The organism is Mucilaginibacter robiniae (assembly GCF_012849215.1).
GTDB classification, from domain to species: Bacteria; Bacteroidota; Bacteroidia; order Sphingobacteriales; family Sphingobacteriaceae; genus Mucilaginibacter; species Mucilaginibacter robiniae.
In genome coordinates, this window is record NZ_CP051682.1 from 2,401,256 (window position 1) to 2,424,645 (window position 23,390).

21 protein-coding genes are annotated in these 23,390 nt (G+C 43.6%); 10 read left to right on the forward strand and 11 right to left on the reverse strand.

All coding sequences use genetic code 11. The features are described from left to right. Positions 1-307 precede the first annotated feature (307 nt). Positions 308-445, forward strand: coding sequence for a hypothetical protein (locus HH214_RS10750; protein ID WP_169607556.1), 138 nt, complete (start codon positions 308-310; stop codon positions 443-445). Between the two features lie 100 nt (positions 446-545). Here the strand turns inward: HH214_RS10750 and HH214_RS10755 are convergent, their stop codons facing one another. The 4 genes from HH214_RS10755 to pdxA form a co-directional block, all read right to left on the reverse strand. Next, positions 546-1,058 (reverse strand): hypothetical protein, encoded by a 513-nt coding sequence (locus tag HH214_RS10755; protein ID WP_169607558.1) that lies wholly within the window; start codon positions 1,056-1,058, stop codon positions 546-548. Next, complete coding sequence (locus HH214_RS10760; RefSeq protein WP_169607560.1) at positions 994-1,410, reverse strand: hypothetical protein; 417 nt, start codon at positions 1,408-1,410, stop codon at positions 994-996. Before HH214_RS10760 ends, HH214_RS10755 begins: the two co-directional genes overlap by 65 nt. 3 nt (positions 1,411-1,413) lie before the next feature. Next, positions 1,414-3,549, reverse strand: coding sequence for a peptidyl-dipeptidase Dcp (gene dcp / locus HH214_RS10765; RefSeq protein ID WP_211166357.1), 2,136 nt, complete (start codon positions 3,547-3,549; stop codon positions 1,414-1,416). Positions 3,550-3,610: 61 nt separating this feature from the next. Then, positions 3,611-4,666, reverse strand: a complete 1,056-nt coding sequence (gene pdxA, locus HH214_RS10770; protein ID WP_169607561.1) for a 4-hydroxythreonine-4-phosphate dehydrogenase PdxA — start codon at positions 4,664-4,666, stop codon at positions 3,611-3,613. A 180-nt stretch (positions 4,667-4,846) separates the two neighbouring features. On the opposite strand from pdxA, the gene rsmA reads away from it, so the two are divergent. The 7 genes from rsmA (at position 4,847) to HH214_RS10805 (ending at position 10,066) form a co-directional block, all read left to right on the forward strand. After that, positions 4,847-5,626, forward strand: a complete 780-nt coding sequence (gene rsmA / locus HH214_RS10775; RefSeq protein WP_169607562.1) for a 16S rRNA (adenine(1518)-N(6)/adenine(1519)-N(6))-dimethyltransferase RsmA — start codon at positions 4,847-4,849, stop codon at positions 5,624-5,626. Between the two features lie 49 nt (positions 5,627-5,675). Further along, complete coding sequence (locus HH214_RS10780; RefSeq protein WP_169607563.1) at positions 5,676-6,620, forward strand: helix-turn-helix transcriptional regulator; 945 nt, start codon at positions 5,676-5,678, stop codon at positions 6,618-6,620. Between the two features lie 72 nt (positions 6,621-6,692). Next, positions 6,693-7,190 (forward strand): DinB family protein, encoded by a 498-nt coding sequence (locus HH214_RS10785; RefSeq protein WP_169607564.1) that lies wholly within the window; start codon positions 6,693-6,695, stop codon positions 7,188-7,190. A 118-nt stretch (positions 7,191-7,308) separates the two neighbouring features. Next, on the forward strand, positions 7,309-8,244 hold the full coding sequence (locus HH214_RS10790; protein WP_169607565.1) for a 2-hydroxyacid dehydrogenase: 936 nt from the start codon (positions 7,309-7,311) through the stop codon (positions 8,242-8,244). A gap of 166 nt (positions 8,245-8,410) precedes the next feature. Then, positions 8,411-8,884 carry a transcription elongation factor GreA gene (gene greA, locus HH214_RS10795; protein ID WP_169607566.1) on the forward strand — a complete coding sequence of 158 codons (474 nt, stop codon included), beginning with the start codon at positions 8,411-8,413 and terminating at the stop codon, positions 8,882-8,884. 114 nt (positions 8,885-8,998) lie between these two features. Continuing rightward, positions 8,999-9,406 carry an HIT family protein gene (locus HH214_RS10800; RefSeq protein ID WP_169607567.1) on the forward strand — a complete coding sequence of 136 codons (408 nt, stop codon included), beginning with the start codon at positions 8,999-9,001 and terminating at the stop codon, positions 9,404-9,406. Positions 9,407-9,568: 162 nt separating this feature from the next. After that, positions 9,569-10,066, forward strand: a complete 498-nt coding sequence (locus HH214_RS10805) for a DUF4142 domain-containing protein (RefSeq protein WP_169607568.1) — start codon at positions 9,569-9,571, stop codon at positions 10,064-10,066. A 172-nt stretch (positions 10,067-10,238) separates the two neighbouring features. On the opposite strand, the gene HH214_RS10810 is transcribed toward HH214_RS10805, so the two are convergent. The 3 genes from HH214_RS10810 to HH214_RS10820 all read right to left on the reverse strand — a co-directional run bounded on the left by HH214_RS10810 (position 10,239) and on the right by HH214_RS10820 (position 14,542). Beyond that, on the reverse strand, positions 10,239-11,765 hold the full coding sequence (locus HH214_RS10810; RefSeq protein WP_169605910.1) for an IS1182 family transposase: 1,527 nt from the start codon (positions 11,763-11,765) through the stop codon (positions 10,239-10,241). A 91-nt stretch (positions 11,766-11,856) separates the two neighbouring features. Next, the gene (locus HH214_RS10815) at positions 11,857-13,593 is read right to left on the reverse strand and encodes a phospho-sugar mutase (RefSeq protein ID WP_169607571.1); all 1,737 of its coding nucleotides are present in this window, start codon (positions 13,591-13,593) and stop codon (positions 11,857-11,859) included. Positions 13,594-13,729: 136 nt separating this feature from the next. Then, positions 13,730-14,542: an SDR family NAD(P)-dependent oxidoreductase gene (locus HH214_RS10820; RefSeq protein WP_169607572.1), complete on the reverse strand. Its 813-nt coding sequence runs from the start codon at positions 14,540-14,542 to the stop codon at positions 13,730-13,732. Between the two features lie 101 nt (positions 14,543-14,643). Between HH214_RS10820 and HH214_RS10825 the strand changes: the two genes are divergently transcribed. Beyond that, on the forward strand, positions 14,644-15,954 hold the full coding sequence (locus HH214_RS10825) for a UDP-N-acetylmuramoyl-tripeptide--D-alanyl-D-alanine ligase (protein WP_169607575.1): 1,311 nt from the start codon (positions 14,644-14,646) through the stop codon (positions 15,952-15,954). A 12-nt stretch (positions 15,955-15,966) separates the two neighbouring features. On the opposite strand, the gene HH214_RS10830 is transcribed toward HH214_RS10825, so the two are convergent. After that, on the reverse strand, positions 15,967-16,533 hold the full coding sequence (locus HH214_RS10830) for a pentapeptide repeat-containing protein (protein ID WP_169607576.1): 567 nt from the start codon (positions 16,531-16,533) through the stop codon (positions 15,967-15,969). Between the two features lie 145 nt (positions 16,534-16,678). Between HH214_RS10830 and HH214_RS10835 the strand changes: the two genes are divergently transcribed. Continuing rightward, positions 16,679-17,365 carry a zinc metallopeptidase gene (locus HH214_RS10835; protein ID WP_169607578.1) on the forward strand — a complete coding sequence of 229 codons (687 nt, stop codon included), beginning with the start codon at positions 16,679-16,681 and terminating at the stop codon, positions 17,363-17,365. Between the two features lie 101 nt (positions 17,366-17,466). Here the strand turns inward: HH214_RS10835 and HH214_RS10840 are convergent, their stop codons facing one another. The 3 genes from HH214_RS10840 to HH214_RS10850 all read right to left on the reverse strand — a co-directional run bounded on the left by HH214_RS10840 (position 17,467) and on the right by HH214_RS10850 (position 23,142). Continuing rightward, positions 17,467-18,813: a histidine-type phosphatase gene (locus HH214_RS10840; protein WP_169607580.1), complete on the reverse strand. Its 1,347-nt coding sequence runs from the start codon at positions 18,811-18,813 to the stop codon at positions 17,467-17,469. A gap of 103 nt (positions 18,814-18,916) precedes the next feature. Further along, positions 18,917-20,317, reverse strand: a complete 1,401-nt coding sequence (locus tag HH214_RS10845; RefSeq protein ID WP_169607581.1) for a hypothetical protein — start codon at positions 20,315-20,317, stop codon at positions 18,917-18,919. A 14-nt stretch (positions 20,318-20,331) separates the two neighbouring features. Beyond that, positions 20,332-23,142 carry a TonB-dependent receptor gene (locus tag HH214_RS10850; protein WP_169607583.1) on the reverse strand — a complete coding sequence of 937 codons (2,811 nt, stop codon included), beginning with the start codon at positions 23,140-23,142 and terminating at the stop codon, positions 20,332-20,334. Positions 23,143-23,390 lie beyond the last annotated feature (248 nt).

Sequence of the window (23,390 nt, forward strand, 5' to 3'; positions counted from 1 at the left end):
TTTCAGCGTGTAACACCCTGTAACACTGACAAACCATTGGCAGTGGTGGTACTGTTTTGTCAGTGTTTTTGAAGATTTGGACATCTGTATACTCGAAATCTACAAATGGTAAGTGTTAGTTTAGAAGCTGTTAGCTTTACTTGTTTTTACCACTAGTTGCAAACTCGCGAGCGAGGTTGCTAGACATTGTTTATTTGTAGTTGGATGGGTTATGAACAAGGAAGCTGTAAGGCTATAATTAAGGCACACGCCGCAGGCGTGCGCCAGCACAAGGGGGTCTTTGGATTATTTGGCTTGAGGTAGTGATATGGCTGCTTTTGACAAGCAAACCCTAAAGCTGATCGACGAGATCGAAGAACTCGAACCCTCTGTTAAGGATAAACTCATTTTCTTGGCTAATGCCATTATCAGTAATGCAAAAACTGGTAAAGCTTACGCTCATTAAAACAACAAAAGCCCCGGTTAAAAGGCTTGGTTATTTTAATTTATAGGATTTGCAAGTTGTTATGTTAACCACAACTTTGATTCACGACCAACCTGATACACTACTCTTTTCGGCGTATATAGTAAAACTTGTTTGTCGCCGATGAATAAAGAAAAAAATATTGTTCTGTGTCGTTAATTGATATATAACTGTAGAAATTTCGGGGATTTAGTATCTCGTTTTTAAATGAAATGGCGCAATCAGAAGTGTTAAGATTATCAGCTCCTATGGTAAATCTATACAGTTTTATAACATCTTTATTGATAGGACAGTTCCGCCATTTACCAATAGTCGTTTCCCTGGTGACAGTACTATTCTCCCAATTATTAAACTGAGGGTAGTTATTATTAACTTTGACGTCACCAAGAGAATACACATAAAGCTCAAAAAAACCTCCACTTGTAGTGATGCCGGTGAAGTCTTTTTTACAGTCAAGTTTGGTTTTACCATTGTATCCAACAAATATTTTCGCAAAGTCAGCTCTATTTAACGGATCGAAAGAGAGGTCATCATATATTAAATATAAAACTCCTAAAATCACCACAACAAATAATAATTTTAACGCTTTTTTCATATATATTATTTTCAATTGGTACAGTTGCATGCCCATAGCCCTTAATAACGAAATCTTTTCCGTCATTTAAGCCGCCGGGTCTACCCGCCCATGTAGCAATCTTTCTTAGTGGTCTATTTTTTTGCATGTCGAATTTATAATTATCTACCTTGTTTTCATCTCCAATCATCACAGCCCCCGTTTTTTTATCCAATAGGGTCATATTTAACGATCCGTATACCATACCTGTAGTGGTTAACCCAACGTCGCCTCCTATATTCCAAACAAAATTTTTAGAAAAATGTGCCTGAGGGACTTGTTTATTTACACAGTATGACGCTTGCGGTAGCACCAGCTTTAATTCTAACCTCAACTTCTACTTCGCAATCAATCCCCTATTTACCAGCATCGGATGAATATCTGGAGCATGACCGCGGAAGGCGCGGAACATGGTGTTGTAGTTTTCAGTGTTGCCTTTAGATAAAATCATGTCGCGGAAACGCTGGCCATTCTGGCGGGTTAAACCACCGTTTTCCTGGAACCACGAGAAAGCATCATGATCCAGCATTTCGGTCCAGGCGTAGGCATAGTAGCCCGCAGCATAACCATTGCTCCAGATATGCAGAAAGTAGCTGGAACGGTAGCGTGGCGGCACTTGGGGTAAATCTACCTGAGTTTTGTGTAAAGCCGTTTTTTCAAACTGATCTACATCCTGTAAAGGCGCGCCAGCAGGTAGCGTATGCCATTGCATATCCAAACTGGCGGCAGCTAAGGCCTCGGTTAAGGCATAACCCTGGTTAAACGTAGCAGCTTTTTTAATTTTATCAATTAACGATTGTGGCATTGGCTGACCGGTTTTATAATGAACCGCATAGTGCTTAAACACTTTTGGGTCGGATGCCCAATGCTCATTAAATTGCGAAGGGAACTCTACAAAGTCACGTGCGGTATTTGCGCCCGAAATGCTAGGGTATTGCTGACTGGCAAACAAACCGTGCAAACCATGCCCAAACTCGTGGAACATGGTGGTTACATCGCTAAAGCTAATCAGCGCCGGCTGACCGGGAGCTGGTTTGGTAAAGTTACATACGTTGTAAATCACGGGCTTGGTACCCATCAATTTCGATTGCTCTACCAGGTTACTCATCCAGGCACCGCCTTGTTTGTTATCGCGCTTAAAGTAATCGCAGTAAAACAAGCCTAATTGGCTGCCATCTTTATCAAACACGTCAAAAACACGTACATCTTTCTGGTAAACCGGTAAGTCTTTGCGTTCTTTAAACGTTAAGCCATACAGTTGGTTAGCGGCATAAAACACACCATCCTGCAAAACCTTGTTCAATTCAAAATAGGGTTTTACCTGGTCTTCATCCAAGTCGTATTTGGCTTTACGCACCTGCTCGGCATAGTAGTTCCAGTCCCAAGGTTGTAACTGAAAGCCGCCTTTTTGTTGGTCAATTACCGTTTGTATCTCACCCGCTTCCTGGCGGGCTTTGGCGGTAGCCGCAGGTACCAGTTTGCTTAAAAACTGTTCTACCGCTTGCGGGTTTTGTGCCATTTGATCTTGCAGTTTCCAGGCCGCATAGTTCGGGAAGCCCATCAGCTTGGCTTTAGCCGCTCTGATTTCCGCAATGCGAGCAATTGCCTTACGGGTATCGGTACTATCGCCTTTTTCGGCGCGCGTCCAGGAAGCTTCAAACAGTTTCTGGCGGGTAGCACGGTTAGTGAGGGATTGCAATGCGGGTTGTTGCGTGGTGTTTTGCAAAGGGATCAGCCATTTACCGCTTTGATTAGCTGCTTTGGCATCTTGCGCCGCTGCTTCCACCTGGTTATCGGGTAAGCCGGCTAAGGCGACCTTGTTATCAATAACCAAAGCACCAGCCTTGCTGGCAGCCAGCAGTTGGTTGGTAAACTTGGCATTCAGCGTAGCTTCTTCGCCGTTCAGTTTTTTTAATTCGTTTTTCTGATCGTCGGTTAGTTTTGCACCAGCCAGTTCAAACTGCTGATAGTAATACTCCACCAATCGCTTCGATTCTGCATCCAATTTCAAAGCATCACACTTTTGGTAAATGGCGGCTACACGTTTAAACAATTTAGGGTTTAAGTAGATAGCATCACTATTGGCCGATAACTTTGGCGCTTCTTCTTCCTGTACTTTTTGTAACTCAGGGTTAGTATTGGCCGCACTGAGCAGGTTGAAAACATGGTTAACACGATTAAGCAACTGGCCGCTTTTTTCCATTGCCACCAGCGTGTTTTCAAAAGTAGGCGCTTCCGGGTTATCGGCTATTTTTTGCACTTCGGCTTGTTGCTGCTTCATGCCTTCTTCTATAGCCGGCTTAAAGTCGCTATCCTTAATTTTGCTGAAATCAGGCGCCTGCAACGGCAGGTTGCTGGGCTGCAAAAAGGGATTGGATGAGGATATGCTGCTATCAGACGTAGCAGACCGATTATTGCATGACATGGAAACGGCCAGTATAGCCATTACAGAAAAGTACGATAATGTTTTCACAAACGCAAGGTTTTAAAAGGCTAACAAGCACGTGCTTGTTAGCTTGATTATTAACGTGTTTTTAATCGCGATCGCGTGCCAACTTAGTAAAGGCTAGCGGGTTTTCATTCAGCACCGCCGTTTCCCGACGGTTTTTCACAATATGGATAGCCTGAAACAGTGCCTCGCGGAATGATGTTTCGGATGCTTTGTTTTTACCGGCAATATCATACGCCGTGCCATGATCGGGCGAGGTGCGCACAAAGCTTAACCCGGCCGTATAGTTTACGCCTGACTCAAACGAAATTTGCTTGAATGGAATCAGGCCCTGGTCGTGGTACATGGCCAGTACCGCATCAAATTGCAGGTAACTGCCATTGGCAAAAAATCCATCTGCAGGGTATGGGCCCAAAGCTAAAATATCCTGCGAGCGTGCTTCTTCCAGTGCCGGGATGATGATTTCTTTTTCTTCCTGCCCAATCAAACCGTTATCGCCAGCATGGGGGTTTAAGCCCAAGACGGCAATTTTCGGCTTACGTATCCAGAAATCCTGCTTTAAGCTGGTATTCATCAGCACCAGTTTTGCCAGTATTTTTTCTACCGAAATACTTTCGGCTACCTTAGCTACCGGTATGTGGCCGGTAACCACGCCTACCCGCAGGGTATCGCTTACCAAAAACATCAATACCTCGGGCGAACCGGCACGTTGTTGTAAATACTCGGTATGCCCCGGAAAATTGAAGTTTTCGCTTTGAATATTATCTTTATTGATGGGTGCGGTAACCAGTGCATCAATAGCGCCCGATACCAAATCGTTTGTAGCTTGCTCTAATGATAAGAAGGCATACTTGCCGCCTGTTTCGGTAGCTTGGCCCAATTCCAGTTTTACATCTTCTTCCCAGCAGTTAATCAGGTTTGCTCTTTTCGGGTTGGCCTGATCGGCACTGGTGATGATATTAAAGTTTAAATCGTGTACATGTACAGTACGGCGGTGAAAAGAAGCTACTTTGGTGTGCCCGTAAACAATAGGCGTGCAATAATCTAATATGCGGTTATCGGCCAGCGTTTTGATGATTACTTCCAGCCCAATGCCGTTTACATCGCCAATGCTGATACCTATTTTTAACTTCTCACTCATTGTTTTTATATGATTACACTGGTTTGTATTGTTGCGCCGGCAGGCTGCTACAGGGTTAAATTTGGCCCGTTGCAGGTTGCTTTTGAGGCTTAGTGTATGCAAATAAAAAGATTTTTTAGCAGTTATGTTTACTAGGCCAGCGTAAATATAACGTAATTTGTACAAAATATAAGCTAACGCATGTCATTGGTAAGAGCTAAAAAGCATTTAGGACAACACTTTTTAACCGATAAAAATATAGCTGCCAAGATTGTGGATAGCTTGCGCCCCGAAGGCCGCTACACACAGGTGCTGGAGGTAGGTCCGGGTATGGGCATCCTGTCTGATTTTTTGTTGCAGAAAACCGAGTACGAAACTTACCTGATTGATATCGATACCGAATCATACCTGTTTTTGCAGAAAAAATACCCGCAGCTAGGTCAGCGCTTAATCAATGCCGACTTTCTGGAGCTGGATTTTGCCAGTTTATTTAACGGCCCGATGGCGGTTATTGGCAACTTTCCGTACAATATATCATCCCAAATTTTATTCAAGGTACTGGATAACCGGCAGCAGGTAACTGAAGTGGTCGGCATGTTTCAGAAAGAAGTTGCCGAACGTTGTACGGCTAAGGCCGGCAGCAAGGAGTATGGCATTCTGAGCGTTTTCTTGCAGGCGTACTACAAAGTAGAATATTTGTTTACGGTAAAAGCAGGCGTGTTCAATCCACCGCCTAAGGTACTTTCAGCGGTAATACGGCTTATGCGTAATGAAGTGGAGCAATTGCCTTGTGATGAGAAGTTGTTCTGGCAGGTCGTAAAAGCGGGTTTTAACCAGCGTCGTAAAACCTTGCGCAATGCCTTATCGGCCTTAATTAATAAAGAAGCCATGACTGACGAAGTGCAATTAGACTTACGCGCCGAACGATTAACCGTACAGGACTTTGTAGCGTTGACTAATAAGATTGCCGCTAGCCGATAAGTTTAGTTCTAGCATATTCTGACTACAAATTCCTGCTTAACCAACCCGCATGAACCGGATTGATCGTATTTCTGCCATCTTGATTCAGCTGCAATCGCGCCGAACGGTTAAGGCCAGTGATATTGCCAGCCGATTCAACATCAGCTTGCGAACGGTTTACCGGGATGTTAAAACTTTAGAAGAAGCCGGCATTCCTTTAATTGGTGAAGCGGGTGTAGGTTACTCCTTGGCGGATGGCTACCGGCTGCCACCTATTATGTTTACCCGCGATGAAGTTGTGGCCTTTTTAACTGCCGAAAAGATGGTAGAAAAGCTAACCGATGCAGCTAATGGAGCCAGCTATCAATCGGCCATGTACAAAATTAAAGCGGTGCTGCGCAATACCGATAAAGATTTTCTGGCAACGGTAAACAACCATATTGAAGTGCTGCAATCCCGAAGCGTTATTCAAAATCCGGTTCAGGTTAACTCGCTACAAACCATTTTACAGGCTGTTGCAGAAAAACGGATACTGCATCTGGTGTACAAAGCGGCCTATCAGGACAATAAAACAGAACGCCTGATTGAGCCTGTAGGCACATTTTACCTAGATAACCATTGGCACCTGATTGCCTATTGCAGGCTGCGGAGCGATTATCGTGATTTCCGTTTTGACAGGCTAATCTCGCTAGATACAACGGAGCAGCATTTTGAAACCCTCCACCCTCCTCTGCAACAGCATTTAACCCGCCTTTACCGGGAAGTGGATTTGGTAAACATCGTTGTACACGTCAAAAAGGAAGTTGCCGTGTATTTGGGTCAGGAACGGTTTTATCATGGCTTTGTGGCCGAAACTATACTGCCCGACCATGTAGAAATGCGCTTTTTAACCCGGTCGGTAGAAGGTTTTGCGCGCTGGTACCTGATGTTTGCTGACCAGGCCCAAATTATAGAACCAATGGATATGAAAGCTAAAATCAGGCAGATGATTAAAAAGATTGAAGAAAGTTTGTGAGGTGGTTTCCCTGCTGACATAGGGCTGTCATTCGGCTGTGCTTCTTTTGTGACATAACAAAACACTAATACAATGTCACTTTTAAAAACTTTCTTGAAAGAACTAGCGCACGAAGCCCAAACCACCCGTAAATTTTTGGAACGCGTACCTAATGATCAATTCGATTGGCAACCGCACCCGAAAAGCATGACCATTAAAAGGCTAACTACCCACATCACCGATTTGCCTAACTGGATTACTATGAGCCTAACTACCGACGAGCTGGATTTTAACAACACCAACTGGCAGGAAGCGGTATTGAACAGCTCGGCTGAATTACTGGCTAATTTTGAAAAAGCGGTACAAAGCGGCACGCAAAGCCTGGAGCAAGCAAAAGAAGAAACGCTGGATGAACCTTGGGTACTCAGACAAGGCGACGAGATCTTCATGACCTGTACAAAAGGTGAAATGGCTCGTACGGCACTGAACCAGATTGTACACCATCGGGCTCAATTAGGCGTTTACCTGCGTTTGCTTAATATTCCTATCCCTGGCAGCTACGGCCCAAGTGCTGATGAGCAGGGATTTTAGCAAGATGAATTTTAAGTTAGGGCATATAGGGCAAATGAATGCCATTATGCCCTAGCTTTCTAATTTTTAGATTATACCGGTATTTAAATACTTTTGCCTTCAAATTAATTCACCTGATTTGAAGAATAACATCCTCATTGTCGACGATCTGCATCCCATTTTTATAGAGCAAGTGGAAGCCGTAGGCTACCAGTGCGATTATCAACCTTTGCTTAAGCTGGAGCAGGTAATGCCTATTATTGGTAATTACGAAGGCTTGGTAATTCGCTCTAAATTTCAGGTAAGCCGTGAGGTAATTGATGCTGCTACCAACCTGCGCTTTATTGCCCGGGCAGGTGCCGGTATGGATAATATTGATGAAGATTATGCCCGGCAAAAAGGCATTATGCTGATAAATGCCCCAGAAGGCAACCGGGATGCAGTTGGCGAACACGCTATGGGCTTGCTCCTATCACTCATGAATCACTTGAACCGGGGCGATGCTGAAGTGCGTGCCGGCTTGTGGCAGCGCGAAGCCAACCGGGGCCACGAACTAAAAGGCCGAACCATAGGTATTATTGGTTATGGTAATATGGGGCAAACCTTTGCCCGCAAACTGCAAGGTTTTGAGGTAAACGTTATTGCTTACGATAAATATAAAACCAACTTTAGTGATGCGTATGCTCGCGAGGCCAGCCTGGAAGAAATTGTACAGCATACCGACGTGTTAAGCCTTCACGTACCGCTTACTACCGAAACCAATAGTTTGGTGAATGATGAATTTCTATCCGCCTTTAATAAGCCTATTTATTTGCTGAATACATCACGCGGTAAGGTGGTGCAAACACAGGCCGTGCTGAATGGCATACGGAATGAGAGAATTTTGGGAGCGGGATTGGATGTGCTGGAAGTAGAAAAGTTTCCGGCCTTGGGTGAGCAAAGCTGGTTTGAAGAACTGCGGCAATCGGGTAAGGTAATATTGAGCCCGCATGTGGCCGGCTGGACTTTTGAATCGTACCGGAAAATAAGCGAGGTAATGGCGGAGAAAATAAAAAATTTGGATTATAAAATTTAAACTTCTTATCTTCGTTTTATACCAAACAAGACTATGATGGCACTGGCTCACATAGTCTTGTTTGTTTTTAGTAGCTGTCGCGTCCTTTCTTAACAACAGGAAGGGCGGTTTTTTTTGATAGCTGATGAAGGCAAGAACATTTATTGAAAAAACTTAATAGTGCGTTATGGCAGAGGTTGCATACTACACCAAAGATGGTTTAGAAAAGTTAAAAGAAGAATTACAGCAGTTAAAAACTACGGGCCGGGCCAACATAGCTAAAGCTATTGCTGAAGCTCGTGATAAAGGTGATTTATCGGAAAATGCCGAGTATGATGCGGCTAAAGAAGCGCAAGGTCATCATGAAACCAAAATAGCCAAAATGGAAGAGCTGCTGGCGAATGCCCGCTTGCTGGATGAATCAAAAATTGATACTTCAAAGGTGCTGGCTTTATCGAAAGTGAAGATTAAAAATGTGAAAAACGGTGCTACCATGACTTACCAACTGGTATCTGAAAGTGAAGCCGATTTAAAAGCGGGTAAAATCTCTGTAAGCTCACCTATTGCCAAAGGCCTGCTGGGCAAAAAAGTAGGCGATAAAACCGAAATTATGGTACCTGCCGGTAAAATGGAGTTTGAAATTTTAGAAATAAGCAGATAGCACATCGTTACTGATAATTGAGTTACTAAGTTATTATCTTGATGTTTAATGCGAGATAAAGCTTTAAGGTGTTACTCAATTACTTTATATACTTAATAAATCAATAACAAATCCATGACAACTATTTTCTCAAAAATCGTTTCGGGCGAGATACCGGCTTATAAAGTAGCCGAAAGTTTAGATTACCTGGCTTTTCTGGACATTAGTCCACTGGCTGAAGGGCACGTGCTGGTGATCCCGAAAACAGAAGTAGATTATATATTTGATCTGGATGATGACCTGTATACCGGCTTACAACTATTTGCAAAAATTGTAGCCGCCGGTATAAAAGCCGCTATACCCTGCCGCAAAGTGGGTGTTGCGGTAATTGGTTTGGAAGTGCCTCACGCGCACATTCACCTGATACCCATGAACAAAGTGGACGATCTGAATTTTGCCCGTCCTAAACTAAGCTTTACGCCCGAACAGCTGGAAGCTACAGCCGAGAAAATTAAGGTCGCCATCCGTACCGTTGAAGATTAAAATAAGGCTTACCTCCTGCTTTAAAACAGGAGTGTAAACAGCTAAAAAATTAAACTCCGTAAAGGAGTAAGAAAGACTGCTGTATAAGCGGTCTTTTTTTATGCAGATACAAACCAATAGTGCGGGTTCGGGTTATACTCAAAATACATCTATTTAACTATTATGAAAAAGTATGCTTTATTAATGGTGCTGAGTGCTTTTATAGCCACGTTTGCACATGCACAAACAACAGATACCGTAACCACCAACTTTGTTAAAAATGCGGCTTTAGGTGGTATGAAAGAAGTTGCTGCCGGCAAACTGGCTGAACAAAAAGGAACCAGCGCCAGTGTAAAAGCTTTCGGTAAGCAAATGATAACCGATCATACTATGGCGAATGAAAAGTTGGCTAAAATTGCTAAATCAAAAGGCTATATGGTGCCTAAAACAACTCCACCAGCTAGCCCGCTATTAACTAAAACCAGTGGCGCCATGTTCGACAAAAATTATGTAACCATGATGATTGCCGACCATAAACAAACTATTGCCATTTTTGAAAAAGCATCAACCCAATCAAAAGATGCTGATATCAAAGCTTTTGCTACACAAACTTTGCCTAAGCTGAAACATCACTTAAGCATGGTTGAATCTATTGCCAGCAGTATGAAGCTGAAAATGTAAATTATAGTAAGTTTAATTTGCTAAAAAGAGGCCGTCTCATAAGTCAAATATGAGGCGGTTTTTTATTTAGTTATGATTTTTGGTTGGAAGGTTGAGTGAAAGATGTCAGCAGCCGTTTAAGAACCGGGGGATTGATTCTAACAGGTTCTAAAAGTCTATAAAAAGCTTGTTTTCAGGTTTTCCATTTTCTTAGGTTATGTGCGATGGATAATAAGCCGATTTCGACCTCGGCCTTGGACATCCCTTTCAGCAGGAATCGTCTGAAGCCATGGTTATGCTTTAATTGGGCGAATACCGGTTCCACATCGGCCGGCCTTCGTTTCCTGAGGTTGATACCCTGTTCTGTATTCAACCGTTCTTTGGCTGCCTGTTTATGTTGTCTTAGGCTGTGGTTGATCTCAACGACCCGGTTACCCTGTGTAGTATGGCAAACACCACGCATCGGGCAACCTTCACAGTTCTGGGCACGGTAACGGCTGATCAGTTGTACAAAACCAGATGAAGTGACTCGCTGACCGTTACCGATATGCGCCATCCATTGACCTATCGGACAAACAAGGTAATTCTCCGCTTCGTTATAATGCAGGCTGTCGTTACTGAACGCTTTGATACCGTCCTTTTGTTCCTTATCGAACGTATTGTATTTGATGTAAGCCTCAATGCCTTTTCGCGCTAACACACCGTAGTTCTCATCCGATCCGTAGCCGGTGTCGGCAACAATGGCTTTGGGCAGGTCTTTATATAAGGCTTGGTATTGTTCAATATGGGAAGACAAGGTTTGGTAATCGGTTGAGGTTTGATGCAGGGTATAATTAAGGATGAATTGCTCCTGGGTGGATATCTGCAGGTTATAGGCCGGCTTAAGTTGTCCGTTCAGCATATGGTCTTCCTTCATCCGCATGAAGGTGGCATCCGGGTCGGTCTTTGACATGCTGTTACGGCCGGCTAATAACTTTTCCTGCTCGTCATACCGTGCCAGGCTCTCCGGCCAGTGCTTCTTTGCGTAGTTCAGCTTTTGCTTTACTTTTTTGTCTACGTCTTCTTTATCATCTAAGGCTGCATTGATCTTTGAGATGGTTTCCTTTACTTTCTCCGGGTTGATCTCACTATATTCCAAGGGCGCTGTATCTTTTAGTTCTTCGGCGGCAATGCTTTGCGCATAACCCCACAGTTCATCAAGCTGGGCTTTCATCTTATCTTTATTCGCCTTGATGTTTTTGCCCCATACGAAGGTGTACTTGTTCGCCGCTGATTCGATCTTGGTACCATCAGTAAAAACGGCTTCTTTCAAGGATACGATACCTTCCTGCTCGAGCAGCAACACGATTTGTGAGAAGATCTGCTTTAAGACGCCTGACAACTTCTCGCTGCGAAAACGGTTGATGGTGTTGTGGTCGGGCTTTTTCATCCCTAAAAGCCACATGAAGTGTACGTTCTGCGCGGCCTGTTCTTCCAGTTTGCGTGAGGAATAAGTATTGGTCAGATAGCCGTAAACCAGCAGCTTCAGCATCAGCCGGGGATGGAAACTTGACGCCCCGCCGCCTTTGTACTTCCGGTTGATCGGTTTGACATCTACCGTGTCCACGACCTGTTTAACGATACGGACCGGATGACCTGTCGGTACCAGTTCCTCCAGTTTGTACGGTAAAAACGTTAACTGGTCTGGATCATATTCCTTAAAGACTATCTTGCCTCCCATGCCTTTAAGATACCAAAAATATCCTAAAACAATAAGAGGCTGCCCTTTTGAGACAGCCTCTTGTTATTTAAAACATACAAGATTTTTCAGCTTATACGCCTAAATCCTGCATAATGGTGTCAATTTTAGCTTCCAGCTGCTTTTCGGTTTCGTGGTAAGCTTCTCTGCTTTTCAGTTCACCCTTTACGCTGCAATAGAATTTGATTTTAGGTTCGGTACCTGATGGGCGGGCAGAAATAATGCTGCCATCTTCGGTAACGAACTGTAGCACGTCTGATTTTGGCAACTCAATAGGTTGGGTACTATTGGTATTTAAATCAGTTTCTACGCGTTTCTCATAATCTTTCAGTACCACCACTTTTGAACCACCTAAAGTTACCGGCGGGTTGTTGCGGAACTTTTCAATCATGGCTACAATTTCTTCAGCGCCGCTTTTACCTTTTTTGGTAATTGAAATCAGCTTTTCTTTATAGAAACCATATTTCAGGTAAGTATCTTCTAACGCCTCAAACAAGCTGCTGCCTTTATCTTTATAGAAGGCGGTCATTTCGGCAATAAACGCGCTGGATACAATAGCATCCTTATCACGCACAAACTCGCCAATCAGATAACCATAGCTTTCTTCGCCACCGGCAATAAAGGTTTGTTTGCCCTCAAATTGGGTCATCAGCTCGCCAATGTATTTAAAGCCAGTTAAAGTATTATAGCATTTTACATTTTTTTCTTCAGCAATGGCATCCATCAGGTACGAGGTTACAATGGTTTTTACAATGTACTCGTTACCGGTTAGCTTGCCTTTTTCCTGCCATGCAGTAAGCATGTAGTTAATTAAAAGGCTACCGGTTTGGTTACCATTCAGCAAAACAAACTCGCCTTCTGCATTTTTTACGGCAATACCTACGCGATCGCAGTCAGGGTCGGTAGCCAATACTAAGTCGGCATCTACTTCCTGCGCTTTTTTCAGAGCCAGTGTTAAGGCTTCTTTTTCTTCAGGGTTCGGGTAAACTACCGTTGGGAAATTACCATCAGGCTTAACTTGCTCTTCTACCAAAATCACGTTTTCAAAACCGAATCTCTCCAGTGCTTTAGGCACCATGGTAATTCCGGTTCCGTGTATAGAGGAGTAAACAACTTTTAAATCTTTTTGGCGCTGAATAGCTTCTGGAGATACCGATAAGCCGGTAATTTTTTCCAGATACAGCTCGTCCATTTCTTCGCCAATCAGCTCTACGTTCTCTTGGTTACGGGTAAAGTTAACCATGCTGATGTCCGTGATTTTAGCCACCTCATCCATCACGGCCTTATCATGCGGTGATACAAACTGGCCGCCATCAGCACCATAAGCTTTATAACCATTATATTCTTTTGGGTTATGTGAAGCAGTCAGCATTACACCGCTTTTGCAACCCAGTTGACGGATAGCAAAAGAAAGCTCCGGTGTAGGGCGCAGCTCTTTAAAGAAATATACATGAATACCATTGGCCGAAAAAACATCGGCAGTAATGCCGGCAAACAAATCAGAGTTGTTGCGGCTATCGTGTGCAATAGCTACTTTAACTTGCTCATTCGGGTAGGTTTTTTTCAGGTAATTAGCTAAACCCTGCGTAGCAGCACCAATCGTATATTTGTTAATCCGGTTAGTACCTGGCCCCATGGTGCCACGAAGGCCGCCCGTTCCAAATTCCAGATCTCTGTAAAACGAATCCGTCAGTTCCGTATATGCTTTCTCGTCTATTAACTTTTGGATAGCTTGCTTAACATCAGCATCATAATTCCCCTGAAGCCATACATTTGCCTTCTGAAGAATAGTTGGATCTAATTCCTGCATAGGTATAATAATTTTTAGTTTTTCAATAAAGCGGAAGTACTTTTCAAATCAAATATGATAATAAAAAGTTGTTCCCGTCAAAGGTGTGACTTATTTAGTGTACAATTTCACACAACATTAATTTACTCGAAATGTGTTATTTACTTTCCTGCAACTTAGCTAATGATTTACGGTAGGTTTTGCCCAACTGCCCAACAATAAACTTTTTAGGCATCAGCTTCATAAATGCACCACCTATACGGTTAAGCGCTCCTGGTACATGGTTATATTTACGCTGCTGTAAAGCGTCTAAGCCTTCGTGGGCAGCCTGTGCAACCGGCATTAGCCAGCCCTTTAAATCATTAAACTTTTCACCTTCGGTCATTTCGGTAGCAATGCCACCGGGCGCGTATACGGTTAATGATAGCTGCGGGTTTGTAATTTCAAGCGCCAGCGCATTTACAAAGCTCATAATAAATGCCTTGGTGCCCGAGTAAACCGCCTGGTAAGGCACCGGAAACAACGCCGCCATGCTCGAAACCACCATAATACCACCTTCGCGGCCGGGTTGTTCAAAATGCTTAACCAGTTCGGTGGTCAAGCGTACCACGCTTACTACGTTAGTTTGCAGCAAACGTTCAAAATCACCAGCAGGCATGTCGGCATGAGGGCCAAAAAAGGTTACGCCTGCGTTTAAAATAGCACCGTACAGTTGCTGCCCGTTCAGGCTTTCCTGCAACAAACGGTCAATATCCTCAGGTACCGATAAATCAGCTACTACTACTTTTACCTGCACACCTGCCTGCTGTTCCAGTTCTGTTTTCAGCTGGTTCAGCTTATCAGCACGGCGGGCAGCCACAATCAGGTTGGCTTTGTATTTACGGGCCAGCTGCTGTGCCATCTCATAGCCCAAACCGGATGAGGCTCCGGTTACTAAAATCCATTTTTGGTTAAAATTAAGCGCATTCACAAATCAAAGCTAAACTAAAAAGCGATAATTTATGGTTAACGTACTTAAATCATCCTCATAAACGTAACTATACTTATTCTTTTTCCCTTGTATATTTGTGCATGACCATTGAACAACTCTACGCTACATACTTGCAACATCCTGTTATCAGTACCGATACCCGTAAAATTGCGCCAGGCAGCCTGTTCTTTGCCCTGAAAGGCGATAAGTTTGATGCCAATACGTTTGCTCAACAAGCTTTAGAAGCCGGTGCAGTTTATGTAATTATCGACAATTCGGCTTACCAAACCCAAGAGCGTTGCATTTTAGTAGAGGATGTGCTAACCACGTTACAGGATTTGGCCCGGCACCATCGCCGGCATTTATCAATTCCGGTGATTGGCCTAACGGGCACTAATGGTAAAACCACCACCAAGGAGCTAATTAATGCCGTACTCTCGCAGCAATTTAATACGCTGGCTACGCAAGGAAACCTGAACAATCATATCGGCGTACCGCTCACTTTGCTTAGTATCAGACCTGAACATGAAATCGCTGTGATTGAAATGGGGGCCAACCACCAGAAAGAAATAGAACTGCTGTGCAGCATAGCCCAACCCACTTACGGCTTGATTACCAATGTAGGCAAAGCGCATTTGGAAGGTTTTGGCGGGGTAGAAGGCGTAAAAAAAGGCAAAGGTGAATTGTATGATTACCTGAAAGCCAGCGGTGGCTTGGCCTTTGTTAACAGTGGCAGCTTAGACCTGATACAAATGCAGGAAAGCCGGGGCTTAGAAAATGTGGTGTACTATGGAAAGTTGTCGTTTCTAAATAAAATTTCAGGCCATATTACCGAGAATGCCCCGTATTTGGCTGTTAGCTGGTGTGTTGCAGAAAGTAACGAAGAGCAGCAAGTAACTACTCAGCTTACCGGCGAATATAACTTAGACAACGTTTTGGCAGCTATTTGCGTAGGCCATGCCTTAGAGTTAAGTGCCCAACAGATTAATGCTGGCATTGCAGGTTATCAGCCTAAAAACAATCGTTCGCAAATTGTAAAAACAACCAGCAACACGCTGATTTGTGATTATTACAATGCCAACCCCAGCAGCATGGTGGTAGCCATTGATAACCTCCATAAAATGCAGGCCGAGCACAAGGTGATGATTTTGGGTGATATGTTTGAAATGGGTCCCGAAGCTGCTGCCGAGCACGAAGCGGTGTTAAAGGTAGCCCTGCAAGTGCCAGCCGATGCGCATATTTTTGTTGGTGAGGAGTTTTACCTGCAACAGCCCAACTACCCACAAGCTACCTTTTACCGCAGCGCTGAAGAAGCCATAGCAGACTTGCAAGCTAATGCCATTACAAATACCATAGTATTAATTAAAGGTTCGCGCGGTATGGCGCTGGAGCGGTTGGTACCTTATTTATAAAAGGTTGCTGAGCTATCCAACTACCTTAATTTGATGGTGCATTAATAAGCCCGGTAACCCATGTAAAGAAAACATAGCTTTTTTCAATGTATTCTGTTCGGGGTTGATGGTGTAGTTGAATGCAGTTAGCAGATTAGCTCCGGTAAGATCGGTTCGGCTGAAAATGGTTCTGTTTAAATCAGTTTCCTCGAATACAGAGTTTGAAAGGTTGGTTCCAGTAAAGTTGGCTTCTTTCAATGATACCTTACTGAACTTCGTTTTTAGCATCTTTTTGTTCACGAACGAGGCATAATCCAGCATACACGAAGTAAAGGATACGCTGAACAAAAAATCCTGGCACTCACTGAAGTTTACGCCTAGCAGCTTACAATCTGTAAATGCAGCATCAGTTAAAACCGAACCATCCAGTTTCATGAGTGATAAATTACATTCGATAAAGGTGCATTCCAGAAACTTACTATACGAAAACTGACTATTGGAAAAATCACATTTCCGAAAAGTACAGCTTTGAAATTCGCGGCCCTGAATTACTTTTCCGGTATAGTTAATCTGCTCAAATGTTTTATCCTCGTGAATCATCCGCTGCTCTTAATGCTTGGTAAAGGTAAAACTTATGCGTTGAACCTAAACGCCATTTTTACATATCTACCGCTGCATAAATGGCATAAATACAGGGTAAAACCCCTTGTACATGTTCAGGAACGATTTTTGAAATACTCTTGTTATGAGTTACTTATTATTGATTGTTATTGGATTAGTGAGCTTAGGCGTACAATGGCGTTTTCGGAATAAGTTTAAAAAACATTCAGAAGAAGGTTTGCTATCGGGCCTTTCGGGTGCCGAAGTAGCTGAGCGCATGTTGAACGACCATGGCATATATAACGTACAAGTGGTAGCGGCCGAAGGACAACTGTCTGACCATTACAACCCGGCAAACCATACCGTAAACCTGAGTTCGGAAGTATATTATGGCCGTAGCGTGGCTGCCGCTGCTGTAGCCGCACACGAGTGCGGACATGCCGTGCAACATGCCAAAGCCTACGGTTGGTTAAATTTGCGTACCGCTATTGTACCGGCCATTCAGGTGGCCTCCAACATTGTGCAATGGACCTTGATGATTGGCGTTATGCTACTGATATTTTCGGGCAACCCACTCATACTGGCCATTGGTGTAGCTGCCTTGGCGCTGGTTACTGTATTTAGCTTTATTACGCTACCCGTTGAGTTTGATGCCAGCCGACGTGCTTTAGCCTGGTTGGATAATAACTACAACGTAGTACAAACCCGCCAGGAACATGATGAAGCTAAAGATGCCCTATGGTGGGCCGCCATGACCTACGTAGTAGCTGCATTAAGCTCATTAGCCACCCTGTTGTACTACGCCTCTCTGCTGAGTGGCCGCAGGCGATAAATTGCTATCTTAAAATAACTAAAAAGCCTCACCAATTAAATTTGTGAGGCTTTTTGCTGGAGTAGTTTTTTTTTAAAGTATGTATAATAAGGTTAGCTATGTTACTTTATACTTTCCAAATATGCACGGCCATTCATGTTTATGCTGGCACCAATTTGGGCAAGCCGGTTCAGGTAAAATTTTCGTACCGCTATCCACTGGTAAAAGCTTCCTGTTGATGGCTGTAAGCCTATTATTTTAACCGGTCGCTCATTTAGCAAGAACTGAATCAGGTAATTGCCTTTTGTATTTTTATAAAGTACCCAGGCAATATTAGCGCTTAGCGGAATAATAGCCGAAGCCTGCCAGTGTTGGTTAAAACCAATTATGTTTTTAGAGGCTACTGCAGCAGGTTCCATGCCCAACAAGGTAGCTAATGGTGATACTGTTTCGGCATGAGCAAAATGCAACTGTGCTTTAACCGGCGAACCATTCAGGTATGCATCGGTTGTTTTAACTAAATCGGCTAATAAAGGTGCCGCTATTTTTATAGGTAAACCTAATGTATTTGTACCTGGCCCTTTTTTCAGATAATCATCAGCCTGATCGATATAAGCTAAAGTGTTCAGTTCCTGGCAAGTAAAAAGTGAAGAAAAATCAAGCTCTTTGGCGCTATATCCAGCTTCTTTGATCTCAGCAGCTAAGGAGTGCACAATAGTGGCAAAGCCGAATACATCATTTGTAAAATCAGACTGATTTTCAGTCGATAGTTTTTTCAGGAAATCAGCTTTAAAAAATCGGGCTGCAACCTGCTGGTTAATGGCGCTGATATGCTTTTGCTGTTGTAGCAGCACCATAGCTTTAGTCCAGTTGCCTTTATCTTCAAACTGCGTGTATGCGGGTGATAAATCATAAAAGCGTAGAGTCGTATCATTAACACCTCGCTCTACTACATCAGCCTGAGGTGCCAGCGTTTGCAGCTGTTGCACAAAAGCATCAGCGCTTTGCCGGGTACGCACTTCTTTGGTAATGGTAACGTCTACTTTGGGCTTACCGGCAAATACCGGTTGATTAGCGGCATATAAGCGCCCTGCAATACCCTGTAACTCAGCCCGACCTTCGGCCGATATGGATTTGGTTTTTCCTTTTTCTACCTTTTGTAGCGCCATTACCATGCGTTTTAACTGTAATCCGGTAGGCGTAAGTGCCTGACTACTATCCGCTTGCTGTAATAGCCGATAAGCATAAGATGATTCAGGACTTTTAGTTAAATGCCTGGCCCCATGTCGCCCCACATAATTAATAAACACCGGCTCATAACCTGTAGGTATTTTGACTGCTGCACCTTTTGGTGCATGGTATAGGGTTTTGGTGCCTAAAAAGTTGCTATCACAGGTTTGGGCATAGCTAACAGACACCCAGCTGATGCCTGCAAATAGTATTGAAAAAGCTTTTAAACGTAAAGACATATATGTACAGATATGCCATTGCGAGGTGCAAAGCCATCTTTCAAGAACAGCTTCACACCCCGCAATAGCTAAGGGGAAAAGGAACAAATACTAAGATTATAAATTAATGCTGATTACCAGTACCATCAATCTGGTAAGCACCCAAATCTTTACCCGGTAAGGTAACGGTAGATGCCGTTGTACCAGTTGAGGTTACTAAATTCAGCGGTTGAAAATCAGTTTTACCTTTGCTGGCAGCAGGCGAAGTAGCTTGTAACCGGAAGTTGCCACTACCTACTTGTACCAGGTAAGCAGGTTGCTGTGCAGCCGTTAACGGGCCCGGACTGGCCGTATAGTTAAACTGATTCAGATCGTAGCTGATGAACAGCGGATTATTTTGCTGCGGCGTGGTTGAATGCACATCATTGCTTTGAAAGGTAGCTACACCATCGGCCGAGTTGAATTGGTTGACTATAGTCTGTGAGTTACCATAGTAAAGCTGGCTGTTGTATTTGATATTGGTGATATCTGCATCATTCACCAAACGCAAACCGAAGCGGCAGTTCACAATCAGGTTATTGTAAACTAATCCGCGGGCTGCTTTTTCATAGTTGATAGAGCCGCCCCGGCCTGATTTAGTTTGCCGGAAACCGCAGTTCACAATTGTGTTGTTGTACATGTTTACGTTACACTGCGTACCCGAGCTACCTGAATCTGATGCTTTAATGGCATTGGTAGCAGCCCCAATCATCATATTATAGGCAATATCACCCACGGTACCGCTCTTCATATTGAAAAACTCACCGCCCGATTGGCCGCATATCTCAAAGGTGTTGCGCATAATGTTGATTTTGCCGCCTACCACGCGTATAGCATCATCTTTACTGCCAAACACCCATGAATCTTCCAGCACAAAATTCTTTTTAATATTACCAAAGTAAATGATGTAGCGAGGATCGCCTTGTGCATAAATAGCCGGATCGTTGTTGGGGCCCGATGGGCCGCCTGCCATTTCCAGGTGTGTCCATTTGATAATCAAATCGCCACCGGCAGGAGCAGCATTGGTAGCGGTAGCTGTGGTTGAGGGCGAACAAACAATACCTCCCCAATAGCCCTGAAAAACGTTGGCGTAGTTGCCAGCGGCAGCCTGGCTGTGTAAATCGGTATAGTTACCTACAGTGATATAGTTAGGATTATCTTTTGTACCTAAGCTGATAAAGGTACCATGCACAATAATTTCGGGGCTGGTTTGGTAAGTTTTACCATCACCAATGGCAATCAGCTTAACGCCGGCCTGCATTTGCAGCGTATCGCCATCATTAACCGTAATGTCCGATTTAAAATAATAAGTTTTGCCACTCAGCAAGGTACCTTTGATGGTGCCTTTTAAAGTGTCGGAAGTGATAGGGGCACTTATCTGCAACACCGGCTGCGATAAGGTTAACAGTTCGGTTTTGTGGCAGGCACTCAGCAGTACTACGCTGCCTAAAGCTAGCAGCAGGAATAAATTTTTTATCAGTTTCATAACTATGAATGAATTTATAGTCGGTAACGTAAACCTAAAATGTAATAGCGGTTGTAAGTATCGCGCCGCACAAAAGCGTTAGCGCCATCTTTCTGGTATTCGGATGATACAGTTACACTTTCCGGATAGGGGCGATGCAACTCCAGTTGAAATGGCGTATTCAGCAGGTTGGTTGCTTTGAAGTAGCCATACAGGTTTTTGAACAATCGTTTTTCGGTTGAAAAATCGAGCGTGGTAAAGGCTTTCTGCCAAACATCATTATCCAGGTAACCTGATACCAAGTTGATGCGCGAGCCAGTGTACACCAACGATAACTGGGCATCTAACCCGGCTTTACCATCCTTATACAGAAACGAGAAGTTACCGATATTTTTAGATTGGCCTTGCAATGGACGAGTTTGATTTTCCAAACGATTGGTTACATAACCACTGGCATCACGATAGTTTACCAGTTTGGATGTGGTAATTTTTGAATCGGTGTAGGTGTAATTAAGCCTTACGCCAAAATTGTGAATGTACTTAACTGCTTCAAACTCGAAACCATAGTTGTGTGCTGTACCAAAGTTTTGCGGTTGTAACACCAGGTTGGTACTGGTACTACCGGCACTGCTGGTTTGACGCACTAAAGCATTTTCAATAGGGTTATTGATGGCTTTGTAAAATACACCTACCAATAACTCATCCAATCCTTTCGGGAACAGCTCATAACGAAAGTCGAAGTTTTCTGCCGTGGTACGTTTCAGGGTAGGGTTACCAATCTCTTTGTAATCGGCATCCGGATCGCCAGAAGTATGCGGGATAATTTCGTAAAAATTAGGGCGACTAATAGCTGAATAGTACGATAAGCGCAGGTTCTGATGTTCTGACAACATGTACTTAAAGTTCAGACTAGGCAAAAAATCATAATAATGGTTGGTACCATTTTTACCTACCGTTTGCTCGGAAGCATTGGTTTCATAAGCCTGGCTGGTATGCTCATACCGTAAGCCGCCAATGGTTTGCAACTTGCCCGCTGTAAACTTAAACTGTCCGTAAGCAGCACCTATCTTTTCATTGAAGGTGTAGTTCAAGGCATCTGAGGCACGGCCTTGCCCATTGAACACCGCAAAAGTGTTGTTATCGATATTACCGTTAAAGGTTTGAGCAGTATTGCCGCTTACTCGTAAGTCGTACTCATCATAATCACTGTGGCGGTCTTTATCGCGGTACATACCACCAGCGCTAAATTCTACTTTGGTATTAAATAGCTGCGGCGAGTAAATCAGGTTCAGGTACCCTGTTTTATCCTGATCGGAGTTGTAAGTAAAAATGCGGGTTTGCGATTGCAGTGCATCAAACGTAGTTGAAGCTTGCACTACCGAACCATCCGGTTGTATGTTTCTACCCGTATTCAGGTTTAAATCAGCACGATCAGGTTCATTCGCGGTGGCTTTTGAATATACTGCCATCCAGTTAGCGCGGAAGTTAGGCAACAGGGTATGATCGCCTTGCAGGTTTACGTTATAAACTTGCTGTATAGTACGGTCGCTACGGTAACCTTCATTTACCCGGCCGTTACCTACAGCCGTACGGCCTAAAAAGCTGGTATCGGAAGCAAAACGATATTCATTTTGCATAAGGTTGATATAAGAACCATTTAGGGTAAGCTTATTGGCCGAATCAAAACGATAATCCAATTTACCAATTAACGCAGCACGCTGCTGCTGGATGTTGTAGGTACGGCTTTGAAAATCTTGTACGCTAGGTTCATTATTGGTTAGGTTAACCTGCGTATTAAAAAACACGCCATTGGTTTGCCGGTAGGTGTTCTGGTAACTACCCGCCAGTAAAGCACCCAGTTTTTTATCATGGCTGCGGCCACCTACGCTAAAGCCTAATATACTAGCCAGCGGTACATTTTTAGTACTGTAGTGGAAAGGGCTATTCGGAAAATCGTTCATGGTGGCAATATAATCTGCCCCATTTTTAATACGTGGCGAACGTGACAAGCTAGCGCTATGATCGAATTGCGTAAAGCCGTGATTGAAAAAGTTTTCAGCATAGCCCGTACCCACATTCAGGTGCAGAGCAAAATCGTCAGGAGCATCTTTCAACGCTAAATTGATAGCCCCACCAATCGCATCACCTTCCTGACTGGCGGTTAATGATTTGTAAACTTCCAAACGGTCAACAATATCGGCCGGGAAAATATCCAGCGGTACATAACGGTTAGTATTGCTGGGGCTAGGTATTTTGATACCGTTAATCAATGTGTATTGATAACGTTGCGGCATCCCGCGAATAATGGCATATTGCGCCTCGCCATTGTTGCTGCGCTCAACTGATACACCGCTAATACGCTGGGTAACGTTGGCAATGGTAATATCTGGCGATATTTCTATACTGTGTGACGATACAGCATTAACCACTTGGTCGGCCCGCTGCTCAATGCGCCTGGCAGCCTGATCTGACCCCTGGTTGGTACGACTTTTTATATTTACCTCGCTTAAATCATGTCCCTTGCCTTGTAAAGCCAGGTTAATGATAATCAAAGGTACGTTACCGTTTATTTCTGTATGCTTTTCTTCATCCTTGTAGCCTACATATTTAGCTTCTACCTCGTAGCTGCCTGCGGTAACATTCTTGAAGCTATAGCTGCCATCCAGCCCTACGCTGGTGGATATTTTGGTATGCATGCGCTCATTTTTTAAGGTAACAGTAGCTCCGGGGAGGGGCTCACCATTCTTCTGGTCGGTTACTATACCTTTTATGGCACTGTCGGCAAAAGCCTGTGCAGTATAGCAAAACAATAGCGTAAAAATTAACAGGGAGTACAGGTTCTTCATCAATCTGCAAAGTTTCCGCAAAGTAACCCCAGCTATATAAAGCGAACATCAACCCGATATTATGCTATTGTTAAGACAATGTAACAACATCTTGCACACCTTGAGTAATTCTGACACCTATTGAATGCTATCATTTCTCTTACATTTATACTTCACCAGCATACTTGTTTTTTTGATTAACTGTACAGAAAACACTTAATTTGTAACAAACACCTATTGTAAACTATAGCAGGTTTCAACATCTGCTG